Source organism: Pseudomonas spirodelae (genome assembly GCF_034653255.1).
Classification (GTDB): domain Bacteria; phylum Pseudomonadota; class Gammaproteobacteria; order Pseudomonadales; family Pseudomonadaceae; genus Aquipseudomonas; species Aquipseudomonas spirodelae.
The window spans coordinates 64,120-84,387 of record NZ_JAYEET010000055.1 but is presented as its reverse complement, the minus strand read 5'-3'; the positions used below and the strand labels follow the sequence as shown (position 1 = coordinate 84,387).

Genomic DNA, 20,268 nt, shown 5'->3' with positions numbered 1-20,268 from the left:
ATGCGTAAGACTACCCGCACAATGGCCCGAGCATCCAACCTGCATGGGTATTCGCATGTCGATCTATGAACAGGGCCTTGCGCCTGCCGCCGTCAACCATATTGCCCTCTCACCACTGAGCTTTATCGAACGTACCGCCAGTGTTTACCCGCACTACCCGGCCGTGGTGCATGGTTCGATCCGCCGTGACTGGAGTGAAACCTACGCACGCTGCCGCCGCCTGGCTTCGGCCCTGGCCGGTCGCGGTATCGGCAAGGGCGATACGGTAGCGGTGATGTTGCCGAATATTCCGCAGATGCTCGAAGCGCATTTTGGCGTGCCGATGATCGGCGCAGTGCTCAACACCCTCAACGTGCGCCTGGATGCCGAGGCCATCGCCTTTATGCTGCAGCACGGCGAAGCCAAGGTGCTGATCACCGACCGCGAATTCTATGACGTGATCCACGCGGCCGTGGGCATGCTTGATCATCCGCCACTGGTGATCGACGTCGATGACCCCGAGTACGGCGAAGGCCAAGCGGTCAGCGACCTCGACTACGAAGCCTTCCTCGCCGAAGGCGATCCGCAATTTGCCTGGCAGTGGCCGGCAGACGAGTGGCAGGCGATCAGCCTCAACTACACCTCCGGCACCACCGGTAACCCCAAGGGAGTGGTCTACCACCACCGTGGCGCTTACCTGAACTCGCTGGGCAACCAGATGACCTGGGCCATGGGCAACCACCCGGTGTACCTCTGGACCCTGCCGATGTTCCACTGCAACGGCTGGTGCTACCCCTGGACCATCACCGCTCTGGCGGGTGTGCATGTGTTCCTGCGCCGCGTCGACCCGGCGAAAATCCTCACCCTGATTCGCAGCGAGCAAGTCACCCACATGTGTGGCGCCCCGATCGTGCTCAATGCCCTGGTGAATATGCCAGCCGAAGCCAAAGCCGCCATCGACCATCCGGTTAAGGCCATGGTTGCCGGGGCTGCGCCACCTGCCAAAGTGATTGGTGCGGTCGAAGAAATGGGCATCCAGGTCACCCACGTTTACGGCCTGACCGAAGTCTACGGCCCGGTGACCCTGTGCGCCTGGCACGCCGAATGGGACGCCTTGCCGCTGGATGAGCGCGCGGTACTCAAATCCCGTCAGGGCGTGCGCTACCCCACCCTGGAAGGGGTGATGGTGGCGGACCCGAAAACTCTGGAGCCGACCCCGCGCGATGGCGAAACCATCGGCGAAATCTTTATGCGCGGTAACACCGTGATGAAGGGCTACCTGAAGAACCCCACCGCCACCGCTGAAGCCTTTGCCGGCGACTGGTTCCACACCGGCGACCTGGCCGTGTGTCACCCGAACGGCTACGTGGAAATCAAGGACCGTCTCAAAGACATCATCATCTCCGGCGGCGAGAACATCTCCACCATTGAGGTCGAAGGCGTGCTCTACCGTCACCCCGGCGTGCTCGAAGCCGCCGTGGTGGCTCGCCCAGACGAGAAATGGGGCGAAACCCCCTGCGCCTTTATCACCCTCAAGGCCGACCAACAGCAGGTCAGCGAGGCGGACATCATCAGTTTCAGCCGCGAACACCTGGCCGGTTTCAAAGTGCCAAAAACCGTGGTCTTCACCCAACTGCCGAAGACCAGCACCGGCAAGATCCAGAAGTTCGTTCTGCGCGATATGGCCAAGGCCCTGTAACGGCGCCACGCCACCTAACCGCTCACTGCGCCACCCATTGGGTGGCGTAGTAATGCGTTAGCAACAACCGTTTCCACAACAACAAAAACCGGCCACTGGCCGACGGAGAGCTTCAATGCAACTATTTAAACGCCGTGACGGGGATGAACAACCCTATTGGCCAGTCGGCCCGTTCAAAGTGCGCCTGCCCTTTGTCCACTACCGCTGGGAAACCGCGGAGATGCTGCAAGCGCTGATCATGTTCGTGGTCAGCCTGGCGATGATCCCGCTGCTGGAAAAATACCTCGGCCTGCCCTACGACGTGGCCCTCGCCTATGTTGTGGTGTGTGGTGTCGGCTTTATGCTGCCTGCGCTGCTCGGCGTGCCCTTCGTGCCCGGCTGGATCACCCCCGGCATTCCGGTTGTGTTGCTGTTTCTCGGCAATTTCAAACCCGGCCCCGAGGCCATTCAGGCACTGTTTGCCCTGCAATTTCTGGTCTTCGTGATCTTCCTGTTCCTCGGCGTCACGCGCCTGGGCAGCACCCTGGTGAAGCTGATTCCCAACTCGATGAAGGGCGGGATCATCATCGGAGCGGGTATTGCGGCACTGATGGGCGAAATCTCCACCGGTGGCCGCCTGGCCAACACGCCGATTTCCCTGGTGCTGGGCAGCCTGATCTGCCTGTACCTGATGTTTTCGGTGTCGTTTAAAGGCCTCACCGAGCGCGTGCCGTTGGCGCGCAAAATCGTCAACTACGGCATGGTGCCGGGTATGTTGATCGCGATTTTCATCGGCATTGCTGTTGGCGAATACAAGATGCCTGATGTGAAATTCGGCATCACCGCGCCAGCCTTCGCCGAGATGTGGAACTACCTGCCGTTCAGCGTTGGTTTCCCCGGTTTGGATGTGTTCCTGCTGGCCGTGCCTACTGCGGTTATCGCTTATGTCATCGCGTTTGGCGACATCATCGTCGGCCAGTCGCTGATGCAGCGCGCCGATGAACTGCGCACTGACGAAGTGATCGAGAACAACATCGACCGCGTGCATTTGGTCACCGCCCTGCGTAACGCCCTGCATGCCTTCTTCGCCCCGTATCCGGGCTTGGCTGGGCCGCTGTGGACAGCCGTCGCGGCCACCATGGCCGAGCGTTACAAGTACGGCCGCAAAGCCATGGACTCGATCTATAGCGGCGCGGGCACCTTCTGGATCACCGGGTTTATCGCCCTGTTCGCCCTGCCGCTGGTGAGCTTCTTCCAGCCAGTACTGCCGATTGCCCTGTCGCTGACCCTGATTCTCACCGGCTACATCTGCCTGATGGTCGGTTTCGAGCAGCTGAGCAACAACACCGAGCGCGGCGTGGCCGGCACCATGGGTGTGGTACTGGCCGTCTACGGCGCAGGCTGGGGCCTGGCTGCAGGTGCGGCGCTGTACATCCTGGTTGAGCGCACGCACCTGCTCAAGTTCACCACTAAAAACACCGTCAAAGGCCCAGCCGAGGCCGAGTAACCGTACCCGGCCCGCCGCGCGGCGGGTCGGGTTGCTTATTCCTGCAACGCCCCGGGTGCAATAACGCCAGGGGCGTTTAAATCGCCGCGCTCTGCGCGGCATCTGTGCGAGAAACTGCCGATGCCTGAGTACAACGCCCCGCTGCGCGACCTGCGCTTTGTCCTCCATGAAGTGTTCGACGCCCCGAGCCTATGGGCTCGACTGCCGGCACTGGCTGAAACCGTCGATGCCGATACTGCCGATGCCATTCTGGAAGAAGCCGCCAAGGTCACGGCCGGCCTGATCGCCCCGCTCAACCGCAGCGGCGATGAAGAAGGCGCGCAATGGATTGCAGGCGATGTACGCACCCCGGCAGGCTTCAAAGAAGCCTATGCCACCTACATTGAAGGCGGCTGGGTCGGCCTGTCTGGCAACCCGACCTACGGCGGCATGGGCATGCCCAAGATGCTCGCCGTGGCATTTGAAGAAATGCTCTACGCCGCTGGCTCCAGCTTCGCTTTGTATTCGGCACTGAGTTCCGGCGCCTGCCTGGCCATCGACGCGCACGCCAGTGAAGAGCTGAAAAACACCTACCTGCCGCCGATGTACGAAGGCCGCTGGGCCGGTTCCATGTGCCTGACCGAAGCCCATGCCGGCACTGACCTGGGCATCATCCGCACCAAGGCCGAACCGCAAGCCGATGGCAGCTACCAGATCAGCGGCAGCAAGATTTTCATCACTGGCGGCGAGCAGGACCTCACCGAAAACATCATCCACCTGGTGCTGGCCAAACTGCCCGACGCCCCGGCTGGCGCACGCGGCATCTCGCTGTTTCTGGTGCCCAAGGTGCTGGTCAATGCCGACGGCAGCCTAGCCGCGCGCAACGCCGTGAGCTGCGGCTCGATCGAACACAAGATGGGTATCAAGGCCTCGGCCACCTGCGTGATGAACTTCGACGGCGCCACCGGCTACCTGATCGGCGAGCCGAACAAAGGCCTGGCGGCGATGTTCACCATGATGAACTACGAGCGCCTGTCCATCGGCATCCAGGGCATTGGTTGCGCCGAAGCCTCCTACCAGGCCGCTCGTGACTACGCCCGCGAACGCCTGCAAAGCCGCGCAGCCACTGGCCCAGAAGCCCAGGACACAGCCGCCGACCCGATCATCGTGCACGCCGATGTACGGCGCATGCTGCTGACCATGAAAGCCCTTACGGAAGGTGGCCGCGCGTTTGCCTGCTATGTCGGCCAACAGCTCGACCTGAGTAAATTCAGCGACGACAACAGCGAGCGCCAAACAGCCGAAACCCTGGTGGCCTTGCTCACGCCAGTCGCCAAGGCGTTCTTTACCGACACGGGCTTGGACAGCTGCATCCATGGCCAACAGGTGTTCGGCGGCCACGGTTACATCCGCGAATGGGGCCAGGAGCAACTGGTGCGTGACGTGCGCATCGCGCAAATCTACGAAGGCACCAACGGTATTCAGGCCCTCGACCTGCTCGGGCGCAAGATCATCGCCAACGGCGGCGTGGCGCTGCGCCAGTTCACCGCCGAGATTCGCCGCTTCGCCGAGCAGCCCGACGCGCCGTATGCCGCCGCTCTGCTGGATGCCGTTGAGCGCCTGGAGCGCACCAGCAGCTGGCTGCAGGAACGTGCCGCGGGCAACCCGCACGAAACCGGCGCAGCGTCGGTGGAGTACCTGCACCTGTTCGGCTACACCGCCTACGCCTGGATGTGGGCGCGCATGGCCGCCGTGGCGCAGGCCAAGTGCAGCGAAGACGAAGCGTTTTACAGCGCCAAACTGGCCACCGCCGAGTTCTACTTCGCCCGCCTGCTGCCGCGCATCCTGACCCTGGAAGCCAGCATTCGCGCAGGCAGCGACGCACTGTACGGCCTGCGCGCCGAGCAATTCTGACGCCAACCCGCCCCTGCCTGGCGGGAACTGCGAACACCGGTTGAGCGTTTGCGCGGCGTCCATTAAGGGCGTCGCGTTTTTTTATTCGAGCCACTGGCTGCCCCGGCAGCACGAGGAAGCACATGCAAGAAGTCGTTATAGTCGCCGCCACCCGCACCGCTATCGGTGCCTTTCAGGGCGCATTGAGCAGCGTGAGCGCTGTTGATCTGGGCGCTGCCGTTATCCGCCGCCTGCTCGCCGACACCGGCCTGCCCGCCGAACAAGTCGACGAAGTGATACTCGGCCAGGTACTGACCGCCGGTGCCGGGCAGAATCCGGCCCGCCAGAGCACACTCAAAGCCGGCCTGCCGCACACCGTACCCGCGCTGACCCTGAACAAAGTCTGCGGCTCCGGCCTCAAGGCCGTGATCATGGCGGCCCAGGCGATTCGCTGTGGCGACGCCGAGGTGATCATCGCCGGCGGCCAGGAAAACATGAGCCAGTCGCCACACGTGCTGAACGGCTCACGCAATGGCCTGCGCATGGGCCACGGCCAGTTAGTCGACACGATGATCCACGACGGCCTGTGGGATGCCTTCAACGACTACCACATGGGCATCACCGCCGAGAACCTGGCCGAGCAGTACGGCATCAGCCGCTCCGAGCAGGATGCCTTCGCCGCGCACTCGCAGCTGCGCGCCTGCGCCGCCATTGAAGCCGGGCGCTTTGCCAACGAAATCACCCCGATTGAGATCCCCCAACGCAAAGGTGACAGCCTGATCGTCGCCACCGATGAACAACCGCGCCCCAGCAGCACCCTGGAAGCCCTGGGCAAACTGCGCCCGGCCTTCAAACGTGACGGCAGCGTCACCGCTGGCAATGCCTCCACCCTCAACGACGGCGCGGCCGCTGTGCTGCTGATGAGCGCCACTAAAGCCGCCGAGCTGAACCTGCCGGTGCTGGCGCGGATCAAGGCCCATGCCAGTGCCGGCGTCGACCCGGCGACTATGGGCATCGGCCCGGTGTTCGCCACCTGCCGCGTCCTGGAGAAAGCCAACTGGAGCCTGGAGCAACTCGACCTGATCGAAGCCAATGAAGCCTTCGCCGCCCAAGCCATTGCGGTCGGCCGCGAGCTGCAGTGGGACAGCGCCAAGGTCAACGTCAACGGCGGCGCCATCGCCCTCGGCCACCCGATCGGCGCGTCGGGCTGCCGGATTCTGGTCAGCCTGATCCATGAGATGATCCGCCGCGACGCTCACAAAGGCCTGGCCACCCTGTGCATAGGTGGCGGCCAAGGCGTGGCGCTGGCCATCGAGCGTTAAGCCCGTCCAACCAAGGTGCAATGGCGCCGGGCGACCGCGCCATGCACCCTGACTGCAAGCCCACACAACAACAAGAGATAGCCATGCGCACCCTGACTACCCTGACCGGTAACAGCCAAAAACTCGACGGCGGCGCCATGTTCGGCAATGCGCCGAAAGCCCTGTGGCAACGCTGGATGAAACCGGACGAACTGAACCGCATCGACCTCGGTTGCCGCGCCCTGCTGGTGCAAGAGGAGGGCCGCAACATCCTGGTTGAAACCGGCATCGGCGCGTTTTTCAGCCCCGAAATGAAACAGCGCTTCGGCGTGCAGGAAGAGCGTCATGTGCTGCTCGACAGCCTTGCTGCGGCGGGCCTGAGTGATGCCGACATCGACATCGTGGTGCTCACCCACCTGCATTTTGACCATGCCGGCGGCTTGCTCGCAGCCTGGGAAGACGACCAACCGGCCCGCTTGCTATTCCCCAATGCGCAGTTCATCACCGGCAGGCGCCAATGGCAGCGCGCCTACCAGCCCCATGCCCGCGACCGCGCATCCTATATCCCGGAGTTGCTGGAGCTGCTCGAAGCCAGCGGCCGCCTGCACCTGGTCGATGAAACCGAGAATTGTGAGCTATTGGGCGCGGACTGGCGCCTGCACTGGAGCGACGGCCACACCCCCGGCCAGTTGATCCCCGAAGTCGCCATGCCCGATGGCCCGGTGGTGTTCCCCGCCGACCTGATCCCCGGCGCACCGTGGGTGCACCTGCCGATCACCATGGGTTATGACCGCTTCCCCGAAGGCTTGATTGAAGAGAAAGAAGCCCTGCTGGCCGACCTGTATACACGCGGCGGTCGCCTGGTTTTTACCCACGACCCGGATACCGCTATGGGCCGCGTAAGCCGTGATGAAAAAGGCCGCTACGGCCTGCAGCAGGCCATGCCCCGAGCCTGCCAGCTGGACAGCTAAACGCCCCTTACAAGCCGCCGCTGATGCCCAGGTTAAGGCCAATGGCGGTGGCCAAGGACAACGGCAGCAACAGGGTATCGAGCAAGGCACTGACCGGCAGATCAACTGCCGGGTAAGCCGGCGCTTCAGCACCGAAGCGATCAGTGGCGCAGCAGCCTCCTTGCAGCGCATACCAATCCAGGCGCGTACCGGCGTACACCACTGGCGCGCCCGGTTTGGCCGCGTCCAGAGTGCGCACAGTGGCGCAACCGCTAAGGGTCAGCCCCAACAGCACAGCGACGGTGGCACGCGCCAGTGGCTTATTCATCCGGGGTGGTCTGATGGTGTTCGCCCCAACGCGGCAGCATGTCCTGCGGCACACCCAAACAATTGAGAATGCGCGCCACGACAAAGTCGATCAGGTCATCAATGGTCTGCGGCTGGTGATAAAAGCCCGGCGCGGCTGGCAGGATCGTCGCGCCCATGTTCGACAGCTTGAGCATGTTTTCCAGATGAATGCTGGAGAACGGCGCCTCACGCGGCACCAGAATCAGCTGACGACGCTCCTTCAACACCACATCCGCCGCGCGCTCAATCAGGTTATTGCAGGCGCCATTGGCAATCGCTGACAGCGAGCCGGTGCTGCACGGCACCACCACCATCGCCGAGGGCGCACCGGAGCCGGAGGCCGCCGGGGCCATCCAGTCTTCCTTACCGTACACACGAATCTGCCCCGGCAACGCGCCGGTGTATTCGTTGAGAAACGCCTGCATGGCCTGCGGTTTACTCGGCAGGCTGACATCGGTTTCGGTGGCCATCACCAACTGCGCGGCCTTGGAAATCAGAAAGTGCACCTCGCGGTCTTCCCGCACCAGGCAATCGAGCAGGCGCAAACCGTACTGCGCGCCGGAGGCACCGGTCATGGCCAAAGTAATTCGTTCTGGACCGCTCATCGAAGCTCCTCGATTTTTGGGGAAACGACTGCGCGACTAGCCGCACAGCAACCACGTAGCCGGACTGCATCCGGGCTACGCACTTATTGACCGCACCGTAGGATGGGTAGAGCGAAGCGCTACCCATCGACTTCAATCCGATGGATAGCGTCGCTGCGCGCCTCAGCCCACCCTACTCAGCCAGGGCCGTAGCTAACTTGCCATGCAGGCCGCCGAAGCCGCCGTTGCTCATCACCACAATCTGAGTACCCGGCGCGGCTTCCGCTTTTACCCCGGCAATGATCGCTTCCAGCGAATCGCACACCTGAGTCGGCACCGTTGAAGTGGCCACCGTACCGGCCAAATCCCAGCCCAAGTTCGGCGGCGCGTACCAATATACCGAATCGGCCTGCACCACGGACTCGGGCAAACCGTCGCGGTGCGCGCCGAGCTTCATCGAGTTGGAGCGCGGCTCGACGATGGCAATCAACTTGGCATCGCCGATGCGCTTGCGCAGGCCATCCAGAGTGGTGGCAATCGCCGTGGGGTGGTGAGCGAAGTCATCGAAGATGGTCACACCGTTGACTTCGGCAACCTTCTCCATGCGCCGTTTGGCGTTGATAAAGCTACACAGCGCCACGATACCCAGCTCCGGCACAACACCGACATGGCGCGCCGCCGCCAGCACCGCCAGGGCATTTGCGACGTTATGTTGGCCGGTCAGTTGCCAGTCCACTGTGCCGGCGGTTTTACCCTCGAAAATCACCTCGAAACGCGAGCCGTCAGCGCTCAGCAGATTGGCCTGCCATTGCCCGCCATCGCCGGTGGTGGCAACCGGCGTCCAGCAGCCCATTTCGATCACGCGCTTAAGCGCCGGTTCAGTGGTGGGATGAATGATCAGCCCTTCACCGGGAATGGTGCGTACCAGATGGTGGAACTGCCGCTCGATGGCCGGCAGATCAGGGAAGATGTCGGCGTGATCGAACTCCAGGTTATTCAGAATCGCGGTGCGCGGCCGGTAGTGCACGAACTTACTGCGCTTGTCGAAAAACGCGCTGTCGTACTCATCGGCTTCGACTACAAAGAACGGCGTACCGCCTAAGCGCGCAGAAATACCGAAGTTCTGCGGCACGCCGCCAATCAAAAAGCCTGGGCTCATGCCGGCATGTTCCAACACCCAAGCGAGCATGCTTGAACTGCTGGTTTTGCCGTGGGTACCGGCCACGGCCAGCACCCAACGGCCTTGCAGCACATGATCAGCCAACCATTGCGGGCCGCTGACGTAAGGCAGGCCTTTGTTCAGCACATATTCCACCGCCGGGTTGCCGCGCGATAGGGCATTGCCGATCACCACCAAATCGGGCGCAGGGTCGAGTTGCGCGGCGTCATAGCCCTGGGTCAGTTCGATGCCCTGGGCTTGCAGCTGGGTGCTCATGGGCGGGTAAACGTTGGCGTCTGAACCGGTCACACGGTGGCCAAGTTCTTTGGCCAAGACGGCCAGCGAGCCCATAAACGTGCCGCAGATGCCGAGAATATGAATATGCATGATGTACCTTGAAGGTGCCCTCAAAAACCGGTGAATAGGCGCGCGAAAAACTGGCCGCAGGTTAGCACAGCGCCGCCGCCCAGCAGAGGCCCAGCCCCTGCGTCAGCTTCTGGCACAGGGGTTGCTGAACCTTGGCCAAGACGCTCGTCGTTGTTTAATTTCTGCCCTGCCATCGACAGCCTTGTTTATTCCAGTGCATAGATGACAACTGCAGCACCGCTTTGGCGCAGCCAAGCCCTCAAGGGGAACTCAATGCCCGCATACAGCCACAGCGTTGGCGGTGAAACCTACCGCTTCGACAGCCTTGCCGAGGTGATGGCCAAAGCCAGCCCGGCGCGCTCCGGTGATTTTCTCGCCGGCGTGGCCGCGAGCAATGCTGGCGAACGGGTCGCCGCGCAGATGACCCTCGCCGATATTCCGCTCAAGCAGTTTCTCCACGAAGCATTGATCCCCTATGAAGATGATGAAGTCACCCGGCTGATTATCGACAGCCATGACGCCGCCGCGTTCGCCCCGGTCAGCCACCTGAACGTCGGCGATTTTCGTGACTGGCTGCTCGGTGACCACGCCGATGAAGCCAGCCTGCGCGCCCTAGCCCCAGGCCTGACGCCGGAAATGGCCGCGGCGGTGTCGAAGATCATGCGCGTGCAGGACCTGGTGCTGGTGGCGCAGAAAATCCGCGTAGTCAGCCGTTTTCGCAACACCATTGGCCTGCGCGGGCGTATGTCCACCCGCCTGCAACCCAACCACCCGACCGACGAACCTGCGGGTATCGCCGCGAGCATTCTCGACGGCCTGCTGTACGGCAATGGCGACGCCATGATCGGCATCAACCCCGCCACAGACAGCACCCAATCGATCTGCGAGATGCTGCGCATGCTCGACGGCATCATTCAGCGCTATGAAATCCCCACCCAAGCCTGCGTGCTGACCCACGTCACCACCTCAATCGAGGCGATTAACCGGGGCGTACCGCTGGATTTGGTGTTCCAGTCGATTGCCGGCACCGAAGCGGCCAACGCCAGCTTTGGTGTCAGCCTGAATATCCTGCAGGAAGGCTACGACGCCGGCCTGAGCCTCAAGCGCGGCACCCTGGGCGACAACCTGATGTATTTCGAAACCGGTCAGGGCAGCGCGCTGTCCGCCGGTGCCCACTATGGCCTCGACCAGCAAACCTGCGAGACCCGTGCCTATGCAGTGGCGCGGCATTTCAAGCCGTTTCTGGTGAATACCGTGGTCGGTTTTATCGGCCCGGAGTACCTGTATAACGGCAAGCAGATCATCCGCGCCGGCCTGGAAGACCACTTCTGCGGCAAGCTGCTGGGCCTGCCGATGGGCTGCGACATCTGCTACACCAACCACGCCGAAGCCGATCAGGACGACATGGACGTGCTGCTGACCCTGCTCGGGGTGGCCGGGATCAACTTCATCATGGGCATCCCCGGCTCCGATGACGTGATGCTCAACTACCAGACCACCTCCTTCCACGACGCGCTGTACGCCCGCCAGAGCCTGGGGCTGAAACCGGCCCCCGAATTCGAAGCCTGGCTGCAGCGCATGGGCATTTTCACCCAAGCCGATGGCCGCCCGCGCCTGGGCAACAGCCTACCGCCGGCGTTCCGTCAGGCGCTGGCGCAGCTTGGTTAACCGAGGAACCGCGTATGTACGATGACAGCCCACTCAGCGGTGCTAGCGAAAATCCCTGGCAGCAATTGCGTAACCTCACGCCGGCGCGCATCGCCTTGGGTCGCGCCGGCACCAGCCTGCCGACCCGCGCGCAGCTGGACTTCCAGTACGCCCACGCCCAGGCCCGTGATGCCGTGCACCTGCCGTTCGATCACGCCGCACTTGCCTCAGGCCTGGCCCATCAACATCGACAAAGCCTATTGCTGCACAGCGCCGCCAAGGACCGCGACACCTACCTGCAGCGCCCAGACCTGGGCAGACGCCTGAGTCACGAGTCCGCCGAGCTGCTGGGCCAGCACCGCGAGAACAACCCGGACGGTTACGACCTGGCCATCGTCGTGGCGGACGGCCTCTCTGCCCTGGCCGTGCACCGTCATGCACTGCCCATGCTCGAACGCATAAGCGAACAGGCGCAGGCCGAAAACTGGCGCATGGCCCCTGTCGTCATGGTGACCCAGGGCCGGGTGGCTGTGGCCGATGAAGTGGCCGAACGACTCGGCGCAAAGATGGTGGTGATCCTGATCGGCGAACGCCCGGGGCTTAGCTCACCGGACAGCCTAGGTCTGTACTTCACCTATGCACCCAAGGTCGGTCTTACCGACGCTTACCGTAACTGCATCTCCAACGTGCGCCTGGAGGGCCTGAGCTACGCCATGGCCAGCCATCGCCTGCTCTACCTGATGCGCGAGGCGTGCCGTCGCCAGCTGTCTGGGGTCAACCTCAAGGATGAGGCCGAGGTACCACTGCTGGCGGGGGGGGAGCAACGCGGAAACTTCTTGCTGGGCTAGGCCGCCCTAATCAGGCGCTGCAGTACCAGGCTTATGTGGGAGGGGCTTTAGCCGCGACTAGCCTGAAATGCTGAAGCATCGCGGCTAAAACCCCTCCTAAGGCAATCCACCGTCGACTGCCTTGTGCACGCCATACGCCTAGCGGGGCGGTGATTACAACCAAACGCTTGTTTGGATTGCACTTTCAAAAAGCTTTAGGCAGCATCGGGAGCGTTCGCAGGCAGCGCTGCCGTGTTGCCGAAGCCATCCACACGACTGAAGTAGAGGCTCACCATGCGCATCGTCCAAGCGACCCTGGAGCATCTGGATCAACTGACTCCGCTGTTCGTCAATTACCGCGAACACTTTGGCCAGTTGCCTTACCCTGACTCCTCACGGAAATTTCTGGAAAACCGCATCAGCCGCAAAGAGTCAGTGATCTATCTGGCCATGGCCGATGATGAAGACAAGATTCTCGGCTTCTGCCAGCTCTATTCGAGCTTCTCCTCGCTGTCGCTCAAGCGCGTGTGGATTCTCAACGACATCTACGTTTGCCAGGACGCGCGCCGCCAGCTGGTGGCGGATCGCCTGATCCAGACGGCCAAGCAAATGGCCTTCAAAACCAATGCCGTGCGCTTGCGCGTCGCCTCCAGCGTCGACAACGAAGTCGCGCACAAGCTTTACGAATCCATTGGTTTCAAGGAAGACACCGAGTTCAAGAGCTTTGTCCTGCCGATCACCGAAGACTTCACCGCGCCCTAAGCCTGCAACTGAGCCAGCGGCGCGCCACTCGCGCTGGCTCAGCGCATCAGCCTTCAAGGCTTAGCCATAAGCCCACAACCAACTGCACCACCAGCAAGCTGAGCGCCGCCAGATGCCAAGGCTGCCTATAATGCCGTGGCCGTGACGCAGCCGTGAGCTGCTGCCGCAACGGTTGCTGCAACGCATACTGAAACGCCGACAGGGCCTCAAAGCGCGCCTGCGGTTTGGGCGCCAAGGCCCGCGCCAGCACTCCATCCCACCCTGCCGGCACACGCACATTGAACTGCGCCAACGGCACATAACGGCTGGTGTGGTCAGCATCCACCTGCGCCGCTTCGGGCCAACGCCGTCCAATTAGCCAGTAAGCCAGTGCCGCCAGGGCAAATTGGTCGGCGCGACCATCCAGCGCCTGCCCGCTACGCGCCTCTGGCGCCAAGGGCACCGCCTGCTCAGGCAGGGGTTGCGGCGGAACACCCGGCAACAACGCGGCATATTCAGGCAGCAACACTACGCGCCCAGCGTCATCCACCAGGATACTGCGTGGGTCCAACCACAGGCCCTGCATGCCGCGTCGCTGCAAACCACGCACAGCAACAATCAGCTGATCGAGCAAAGCCAGAACCGTCACACCGTCTAACGCCCCATGCGCCGCCAACCAATCGACCAGGCTACGCATGCCCTTGCTGACCGGCTCAAACAGCAAGAAGGCATGGCTTCGCGGCTGATGCGCGGACATCACCTGCGGCAAGCTGGCCACCGGACTGCGCCGCAGCGCCCACTCGCGCTGCCGAAAGACTTCATCCGCCGCCTGCTCGGCCAGCCACAACATGGCCTCACGCCCTCGCGGGTCCGTCGCGCGAAACACCCGCCCTGGCGGCCCGAACGGACAAGCCGAGAGCAGTGTCCAGCCATCAAGTTGCTGCCCGGGTTGCGCATTGACCACCACCGGCCAGGGCGCAGGCGGGGCCAGTACCGGCGTATTGTCAGCGTCGACGAGGCGCACTAAAGCCGCCGCGCCTGGCGCCTGTAACAAGGGCGCAATTAACTCAGGCAGCGGCTCGTCCATACGACGAAAGCCCTGCAGATCCGCCACATCCAATAATGGCTGCGGCGCCAGCAGCAATAACTCGCCCGGGCTGAGCACCAAGCTGTGCTGCACCAGCGCCAGCTCAGGCTGCGCGCCAAGCTGCAGCCCCTCAACGCCGACCAACCGATGTACGCCGCCCTGCTGATAACGTAATAACCCGATGGCCCCGGCCTGGAGAAACTGCGCCTCGGCGTTCTGCATCAGCAACAGCCCGGCATTTATCTGAGCCAGGTGGCGGCCGCCCTGGCGCTGACGAAACAGTTGCTGGTTAAACCCGGCCAGCACCTGCCGCGCGGCCTGGGCTTCGCTCCAACTCGAGGGCGTGCACGTGCAATCGGCCAGTAGACCGTCGAGGTAAGCCTCAAGCGTGCGCACCACATCGGGGCACTCTCGCACCCAAAGCAGCGCAACCACGAGCACCGGCGGCCGCCCTTCGCGCCCTGGCAAGCAGATCGCGCGCGTCCGTGCAGCCTGCCCCGGCAGGTCAAGACCATTGCCGCAGAGCAGTTTGATGGCGGGATGATCGAGACGCTCAATCGACATTGGCAGCCCTCCCAGGTCGCGGATAGGTTTGTCAGTGCAGCCTTTGTGCCGACTTGCCCAGCGCCGCCGCCGAGCTTATGGTGGCCGCTTCCTAGAGCCTGAGCAGAACCCATGTGGTCGCTACGTGCCTGGCGTCGCCAGCGCCTCCTTGCCCGTCATCCCGTGAGCAGCGCTCAGTGGGACGCCATCATGCGACAACTGCCGATCCTCGACGGCCTGGACGCTGCCGAACAGCAACGCCTGCGCGAACGGGCAGTGCTGTTCTTGCAACACAAGCACCTCAGCCCACTGCCCAGCCTCGAACTGGACGCCCACGCCCGCCTGCTACTGGCAGTGCAGGCCGAGCTCCCCCTGCTGCACTTCGCGGACCTCAACTGGTACCAGGGTTTCCATGAAATCGTGATTTACCCAGACGACTTCGTCAGCCCACAGCGCCACCGCGATGCCAGCGGCGTGGTGCATGAATGGGACGGTGCGCACAGCGGCGAAGCCTGGTTGCATGGCCCGGTGATTCTGGCCTGGCCAGGCGTGCAGGCCAGCGGCCAGTGGGATGGCTACAACCTGGTGATCCATGAGTTAGCGCATAAACTGGACATGCTCAATGGCGACGCCAACGGCCTGCCACCGCTGCATAACAGCATGCATATTGAAGCATGGACCAACGCCATGCAGAGCGCCTTCGACCAGTTGAACGCCGAACTGGATGCCAACCCAGGGCGCGAAACCGCCATCGACCCTTACGCAGCAGAAAACCCAGCGGAGTTCTTTGCAGTCACCAGCGAGTACTTCTTCAGCGCCCCCGACCAGCTCGCCGAATCCTTCCCTGCGGTCTACGCGCAACTGGCCCTGTTCTACCGCCAGGACCCGCTGGCGCGACTGCAACAACTTCAGCAGCGCCATTCGGCTTACCCCGCCAACACCAAAGACAGCGCACTCGCGACTAATGGCTAGATAAGCCGGCGTAGCAACGCCTAGGGAATATGCCTATAATCGCGCCACTTTTTTGGCCCACCCCTCGGGAGTCGCCCCATGAGCTACAGCAAGATCCCGGCCGGTAAAGACCTGCCGAACGACATCTACGTTGCCATCGAGATTCCGGCCAACCACGCGCCGATCAAATACGAAATCGATCACGACATCGATTGCTTGATGGTCGACCGTTTCATGGCCACCCCGATGTTCTACCCGGCCAACTACGGGTTTATCCCGCATACCCTGGCTGACGACGGCGACCCCCTCGACGTGCTGGTTGTGACCCCATACCCAGTGGCCCCAGGTTCGGTCATCCGCGCTCGTCCGGTTGGCGTGCTGCACATGAGCGACGAAGCTGGCGGCGACGCCAAACTGGTTGCCGTGCCACACGACAAACTGACCGTGCTGTACAAAGACGTTCAGGAATACACCGACCTGCCACCCCTGCTGATCGAGCAGATCAAGCACTTCTTTGAGAACTACAAAGACCTCGAAAAAGGCAAATGGGTTAAGGTTGAAGGCTGGGGCGGCGCTGATGAAGCCCGCGATCTAATTCTTAAGGCAGTCGCTGCTTACCAAAAATAAGCCGAGACCGTCCCCTAAAAGCCGGCCACAAGCCGGCTTTTTTATGCCTGCCATTTAAGGCAGCCGTTGTTTCTGGCCGCCACGATGCGATGTCGCTGGCGCAGATAAAACCAAGCCATTGGCAACAGCCTTGGCTATAGTGGATGAAACCTCGCAGGAGTTTGTTTGCATGAGCGAAACAGCCAATGAGCGTCGGCGCTTTCACCGCATCGCTTTCGACGCGCCCACCGAGATTGTGCAAGGCGAACGACGCTGGGCAGTCGAACTGCATGACGTTTCGCTGAAGGGCCTACTGATCAAGCGCCCAGCCGGCTGGAACGGTGATCCCAACCTACCGTTTGAGGCCAACATCCAACTGGCCGGTGACACCCGCGTACAGATGGAAGTGGTGCTGACCCGCACCCAAGCGGACCTGCTCGGGTTTGTCTGCCGGCATATCGACCTCGACTCGATCAGCCACTTGCGGCGCCTGGTGGAGCTCAACCTCGGCGATGAAAGTTTGCTCGAACGCGAACTCGCCGCACTCGGCGAAGACCAGTAACGAAAAAGGAGGCCGAGGCCTCCTTTTCCATACACATCTGATCGATTACTCGAACAGCGCATCCAGCGCCTGCTCCAGGCGCGTTACGGCAATGACCTGCAAACCCGGCGGCGAATCTTTCGGGGCATTGCCCTTGGGTACGATGGCGCGCTTGAAACCGTGCTTGGCCGCTTCCTTAAGCCGCTCCTGCCCACTGGGCACCGGGCGAATTTCGCCAGACAGGCCGACCTCCCCAAACACCAGCAGATCATGCGGCAGCGGCTTGTTGCGCAGGCTGGAAATCACCGCCGCCATCAATGCCAGGTCAGAGGCGGTTTCCAACACCTTGACCCCGCCGACCACGTTAAGAAAAACGTCCTGGTCATAGGTGGGAATCCCACCATGACGGTGCAATACCGCCAGTAGCATGGCCAGGCGATTCTGATCCAGGCCCAGGGTCACGCGCCGTGGGTTGCCCATGTGGCTGGTGTCGACCAACGCCTGCACTTCCACAAGCATCGGCCGGGTGCCTTCCCAGGTGGCCATGACCACACTGCCGGGCACTTCTTCCTGGGCGCGAGTGAGGAAGATGGCTGAAGGATTGGTGACCTCCTTCAAACCTTTGTCGGTCATGCCGAACACGCCGAGTTCGTTGATCGCGCCAAAGCGATTCTTCACCGCGCGCAGCAGACGCAGGCGGCCATCGGACTCACCCTCGAAATACAGCACGGTGTCGACCATGTGCTCAAGCACGCGCGGCCCGGCCAGGGCACCTTCCTTAGTTACGTGGCCGACCAGGAAGATTGCCGTACCGCTCTGTTTGGCGAAACGCACCAATAGCGCCGCACTTTCACGCACCTGGGACACGCCGCCAGGAGCCGAGGACAGTTGTTCGGTAAAGATGGTTTGGATCGAGTCGATCACCATCACCTTGGGTTTTTCCAGGCGCGCAGTGGCGATGATGGTTTCGATGCAGGTTTCGGTCATCACCTTGAGCTTGTCTTCCGGCAACCCCAGACGCCGGGCGCGCATGGCCACCTGCTGTTGGGACTCTTCGCCGGTGACATACAGCGCAGGAAAGCGCGTGGCGATATTGCACAGGGTCTGCAGCAGGATGGTCGATTTGCCGATGCCAGGATCACCGCCGATCAGCACCACTGAACCATCCACCAGGCCACCACCGAGCACCCGGTCCAGCTCGCCGGAGGCAGTGGAAAAGCGCGGCACTTCGGCGACGCTGACCTCGGCCAGGGTTTTGATCTGCGCCTGTTCGCCAGCCCAGCCGGCACGCCCGCTGGGGGTGGCCGCATTGGCTTCGAGCAGCGTCTCGACCAAGGTGTTCCACGCCCCGCACTCGCCGCACTGGCCGGCCCATTTGGGGAAGGTTGCGCCGCACTCGGTGCAGCCATACATGCGCTTAGCCTTGGCCATGCCGGACTCCTATAAAAACTGAGCCCGGATCATACGAAATAGCTGGATATATTTACAGTCCAATGAGCATTGAACCGGCTCCGCCTCTGGCGCGCTCAAGCCCGACGAGCCTGTTTTAACGCAGCCGGTCCAACGCACCGCAGAGCGTCAGCAGCCTTTTAGGCTTTGCAGCCATTGCCGCACCCACAACACTGCCCCGCCGCCCGTTTGAGCTGCCGCGCCAGCTCATCCTTAAGGCCGACGCGCTCCTGCTTGAGTGTCAGCAGGGCATCATCCGCCAGCAGTTCGCTGCCGGCTTCAATACGGCAAATACGCTTATCCAGGGTTTCGTAGTTATCGGCCAGGCGCGCGAAGTTGCTGTCAGCCAGCCGCAACTCATGCAGGGCGCCGCGCAGCTCGGGGAAGTCTTTGATTAGCGGATGGTGTTCTACGTGCATGCTGGCACTCCTAAGGGGATAGTCACTGCCTGCAGCCTATCCCCTGCCCCGGGCTGAGCACTTGACCCGGATCAAGCCAGCACAGCTATCAGGCTTTGTGCAGATAGGCGGAGAGTTCGTCCTTAAGGCTGACACGCTGCATCTTCAAACCGAGCAGCAGAACCTCATCCATGGCCACCCGCCCGCTCTCCACTTCATAAATACGCTTATCAAGCTCTTCGTATTCATTAGCCAAGCGCACAAAGTGTCCGTCACTAGACAGCAAGGCGTGTAACTGGGTCTTGAACTCGGAAAACTCGCGGTTCAGTGGGTGATGTTCCAGGGGCATAACGGCATCCTCAGGCGTGGAGTTGAATAGAGCCTAGTTCAGCCCCGCAGGCTCTGCCGCGACACGTTGAATTGAGGCTTGCAAAGCGACTTCTGCTATCGTGAGCATCATCTGCAAAAAATCAGAGAACAGGTAATGGGTACAACAACCGGATGCGCGGCTTGCCGCGACGGCCAGGGACTTGGTTTCCCTATCAGCATGGCGTTTCAGCCAATCGTTAACCTGAGTACGGGCACGGTATTCGCCCACGAAGCCCTGGTACGCGGCACGGCTGGCGAATCCGCCGGCAGCCTCTTGGGCAAACTCAATAAAGACAACCTCTACCCGTTCGATCAAGCCTGCCGAGTTACCGCCCTGGAGTGGGCCGCTAAATTGCAGGTGCCGGCCATGGTCTCGATCAACTTTATGCCCAATGCGGTGTACAAGCCTGAAACCTGTATCCGCGCCACGCTAGAGGCGGCAGAGCGCTTCAACTTCCCGCTGGAGCGGATCATATTTGAGGTCACAGAACAGGAGCAGGTGCTGGATATCGACCACCTCACCGGCATTCTGCGCGCGTACCGCAAGCAAGGCTTTATGACGGCCATTGATGACTTCGGCGCCGGTTATGCCGGCCTGAATCTGCTGGCTGACTTTCAGCCCGACCTGATCAAGCTGGATATGCACCTGATCCGTAATATCGACCAAGACAGCGTGCGGCAGACGCTGGTCGAGGCCACCTTGCAGATGTGCCGCAAACTGAATATCCGGGTGATCGCCGAAGGCATCGAAAGCCTTGGCGAACTGCGTGCTTTGCAAGCCATGGGGGTGGAGCTCTTCCAGGGCTATCTGCTGGCCAAACCGGGCTTCCAGTCCCTGCCGGACGTGCATTACCCGAGCTAAAATTTGACTTGCAAGCAGCAAGCGCTGAATTACACTCAGCGCAACCTCACCTACCAGGGAAAGCAGCATGAGCATAATCAGTGAATTCAAGGCCTTTGCGGTCAAAGGCAACGTGGTCGACATGGCCGTGGGCATCATTATCGGCGCGGCCTTTGGCAAGATTGTCTCGTCCTTCGTCGGTGACGTGGTGATGCCGCCTCTGGGCATGCTGATTGGCGGTGTAGATTTCTCCGATCTGGCGATTGTGCTGAAAGCTGCTGAAGGTGATGTCGCTGCTGTAACCGTAGGTTATGGCAAATTTATTCAGACCATACTCGACTTCCTGATTGTCGCTTTCGCCATCTTTATGGGCGTCAAAGTGATCAACAAACTCAAACGCGAAGAAGAAGCTGCCCCGGCCGCGCCAGCGCCGCCGAGCAAGGAGCAGGAGCTACTGAGCGAAATCCGTGACCTGCTCAAGGCCCAGCAAAGCAAAGACTGAGCCCTCCCTCGCGCGGAGGGCC

At 61.8% G+C, this 20,268-nt stretch carries 20 protein-coding genes; 13 read left to right on the top strand and 7 right to left on the bottom strand.

Annotated features, from left to right (window positions below; translation table 11 throughout):
• Positions 1 to 55 precede the first annotated feature (55 nt).
• From SOP97_RS18405 to SOP97_RS18385, 5 genes are all read left to right on the top strand, one after another.
• Positions 56 to 1,678: an acyl-CoA synthetase gene (locus SOP97_RS18405; protein WP_274086437.1), complete on the top strand. Its 1,623-nt coding sequence runs from the start codon at positions 56 to 58 to the stop codon at positions 1,676 to 1,678.
• 115 nt (positions 1,679 to 1,793) lie between these two features.
• Positions 1,794 to 3,164: a solute carrier family 23 protein gene (locus SOP97_RS18400; RefSeq protein WP_322950423.1), complete on the top strand. Its 1,371-nt coding sequence runs from the start codon at positions 1,794 to 1,796 to the stop codon at positions 3,162 to 3,164.
• A 120-nt stretch (positions 3,165 to 3,284) separates the two neighbouring features.
• Positions 3,285 to 5,057 (top strand): acyl-CoA dehydrogenase C-terminal domain-containing protein, encoded by a 1,773-nt coding sequence (locus tag SOP97_RS18395; RefSeq protein ID WP_322950422.1) that lies wholly within the window; start codon positions 3,285 to 3,287, stop codon positions 5,055 to 5,057.
• Positions 5,058 to 5,179: 122 nt separating this feature from the next.
• Positions 5,180 to 6,358, top strand: a complete 1,179-nt coding sequence (locus SOP97_RS18390) for an acetyl-CoA C-acetyltransferase (RefSeq protein WP_274086440.1) — start codon at positions 5,180 to 5,182, stop codon at positions 6,356 to 6,358.
• Between the two features lie 83 nt (positions 6,359 to 6,441).
• On the top strand, positions 6,442 to 7,308 hold the full coding sequence (locus SOP97_RS18385; RefSeq protein WP_274086441.1) for an MBL fold metallo-hydrolase: 867 nt from the start codon (positions 6,442 to 6,444) through the stop codon (positions 7,306 to 7,308).
• Between the two features lie 7 nt (positions 7,309 to 7,315).
• Here SOP97_RS18385 and SOP97_RS18380 read toward each other — a convergent pair whose 3' ends face one another.
• The 3 genes from SOP97_RS18380 to mpl all read right to left on the bottom strand — a co-directional run bounded on the left by SOP97_RS18380 (position 7,316) and on the right by mpl (position 9,765).
• The gene (locus SOP97_RS18380) at positions 7,316 to 7,615 is read right to left on the bottom strand and encodes a YceK/YidQ family lipoprotein (protein WP_274086442.1); all 300 of its coding nucleotides are present in this window, start codon (positions 7,613 to 7,615) and stop codon (positions 7,316 to 7,318) included.
• Positions 7,608 to 8,240, bottom strand: coding sequence for a flavin prenyltransferase UbiX (gene ubiX, locus SOP97_RS18375; protein WP_274086443.1), 633 nt, complete (start codon positions 8,238 to 8,240; stop codon positions 7,608 to 7,610). The genes SOP97_RS18380 and ubiX overlap by 8 nt, the downstream gene beginning before the upstream one ends.
• A gap of 172 nt (positions 8,241 to 8,412) precedes the next feature.
• Positions 8,413 to 9,765, bottom strand: a complete 1,353-nt coding sequence (mpl, locus tag SOP97_RS18370) for a UDP-N-acetylmuramate:L-alanyl-gamma-D-glutamyl-meso-diaminopimelate ligase (RefSeq protein WP_274086444.1) — start codon at positions 9,763 to 9,765, stop codon at positions 8,413 to 8,415.
• 252 nt (positions 9,766 to 10,017) lie between these two features.
• On the opposite strand from mpl, the gene SOP97_RS18365 reads away from it, so the two are divergent.
• The 3 genes from SOP97_RS18365 to SOP97_RS18355 all read left to right on the top strand — a co-directional run bounded on the left by SOP97_RS18365 (position 10,018) and on the right by SOP97_RS18355 (position 12,980).
• Positions 10,018 to 11,412 (top strand): ethanolamine ammonia-lyase subunit EutB, encoded by a 1,395-nt coding sequence (locus tag SOP97_RS18365; protein WP_322950421.1) that lies wholly within the window; start codon positions 10,018 to 10,020, stop codon positions 11,410 to 11,412.
• Positions 11,413 to 11,426: 14 nt separating this feature from the next.
• A complete protein-coding gene (eutC, locus tag SOP97_RS18360; protein ID WP_274086446.1) occupies positions 11,427 to 12,239 on the top strand; it encodes an ethanolamine ammonia-lyase subunit EutC in 813 nt (270 codons plus the stop codon).
• A 273-nt stretch (positions 12,240 to 12,512) separates the two neighbouring features.
• Positions 12,513 to 12,980 (top strand): GNAT family N-acetyltransferase, encoded by a 468-nt coding sequence (locus tag SOP97_RS18355; RefSeq protein ID WP_274086447.1) that lies wholly within the window; start codon positions 12,513 to 12,515, stop codon positions 12,978 to 12,980.
• A gap of 46 nt (positions 12,981 to 13,026) precedes the next feature.
• Here SOP97_RS18355 and SOP97_RS18350 read toward each other — a convergent pair whose 3' ends face one another.
• Positions 13,027 to 14,610 carry a serine/threonine-protein kinase gene (locus SOP97_RS18350; RefSeq protein ID WP_274086448.1) on the bottom strand — a complete coding sequence of 528 codons (1,584 nt, stop codon included), beginning with the start codon at positions 14,608 to 14,610 and terminating at the stop codon, positions 13,027 to 13,029.
• 111 nt (positions 14,611 to 14,721) lie between these two features.
• Here SOP97_RS18350 and SOP97_RS18345 point away from each other — a divergent pair, with 111 nt between their 5' ends.
• The 3 genes from SOP97_RS18345 to SOP97_RS18335 all read left to right on the top strand — a co-directional run bounded on the left by SOP97_RS18345 (position 14,722) and on the right by SOP97_RS18335 (position 16,708).
• A complete protein-coding gene (locus SOP97_RS18345; RefSeq protein ID WP_322950420.1) occupies positions 14,722 to 15,561 on the top strand; it encodes a M90 family metallopeptidase in 840 nt (279 codons plus the stop codon).
• A gap of 78 nt (positions 15,562 to 15,639) precedes the next feature.
• Positions 15,640 to 16,167 (top strand): inorganic diphosphatase, encoded by a 528-nt coding sequence (ppa, locus tag SOP97_RS18340; protein ID WP_274086450.1) that lies wholly within the window; start codon positions 15,640 to 15,642, stop codon positions 16,165 to 16,167.
• Positions 16,168 to 16,336: 169 nt separating this feature from the next.
• Complete coding sequence (locus tag SOP97_RS18335) at positions 16,337 to 16,708, top strand: PilZ domain-containing protein (RefSeq protein ID WP_274087775.1); 372 nt, start codon at positions 16,337 to 16,339, stop codon at positions 16,706 to 16,708.
• A 45-nt stretch (positions 16,709 to 16,753) separates the two neighbouring features.
• Here SOP97_RS18335 and radA read toward each other — a convergent pair whose 3' ends face one another.
• The 3 genes from radA to SOP97_RS18320 form a co-directional block, all read right to left on the bottom strand.
• Positions 16,754 to 18,118, bottom strand: a complete 1,365-nt coding sequence (radA, locus tag SOP97_RS18330) for a DNA repair protein RadA (protein ID WP_274087774.1) — start codon at positions 18,116 to 18,118, stop codon at positions 16,754 to 16,756.
• Positions 18,119 to 18,276: 158 nt separating this feature from the next.
• Positions 18,277 to 18,555 (bottom strand): YdcH family protein, encoded by a 279-nt coding sequence (locus tag SOP97_RS18325; RefSeq protein WP_322950419.1) that lies wholly within the window; start codon positions 18,553 to 18,555, stop codon positions 18,277 to 18,279.
• An 88-nt stretch (positions 18,556 to 18,643) separates the two neighbouring features.
• Positions 18,644 to 18,883 carry a YdcH family protein gene (locus SOP97_RS18320; RefSeq protein WP_274087772.1) on the bottom strand — a complete coding sequence of 80 codons (240 nt, stop codon included), beginning with the start codon at positions 18,881 to 18,883 and terminating at the stop codon, positions 18,644 to 18,646.
• 135 nt (positions 18,884 to 19,018) lie between these two features.
• Here SOP97_RS18320 and SOP97_RS18315 point away from each other — a divergent pair, with 135 nt between their 5' ends.
• Together SOP97_RS18315 and mscL are read left to right on the top strand one after the other, a co-directional pair.
• A complete protein-coding gene (locus tag SOP97_RS18315) occupies positions 19,019 to 19,765 on the top strand; it encodes an EAL domain-containing protein (protein ID WP_322950418.1) in 747 nt (248 codons plus the stop codon).
• A 67-nt stretch (positions 19,766 to 19,832) separates the two neighbouring features.
• Positions 19,833 to 20,246: a large-conductance mechanosensitive channel protein MscL gene (gene mscL / locus SOP97_RS18310; RefSeq protein ID WP_274087770.1), complete on the top strand. Its 414-nt coding sequence runs from the start codon at positions 19,833 to 19,835 to the stop codon at positions 20,244 to 20,246.
• The last annotated feature ends 22 nt before the right edge of the window (positions 20,247 to 20,268 follow it).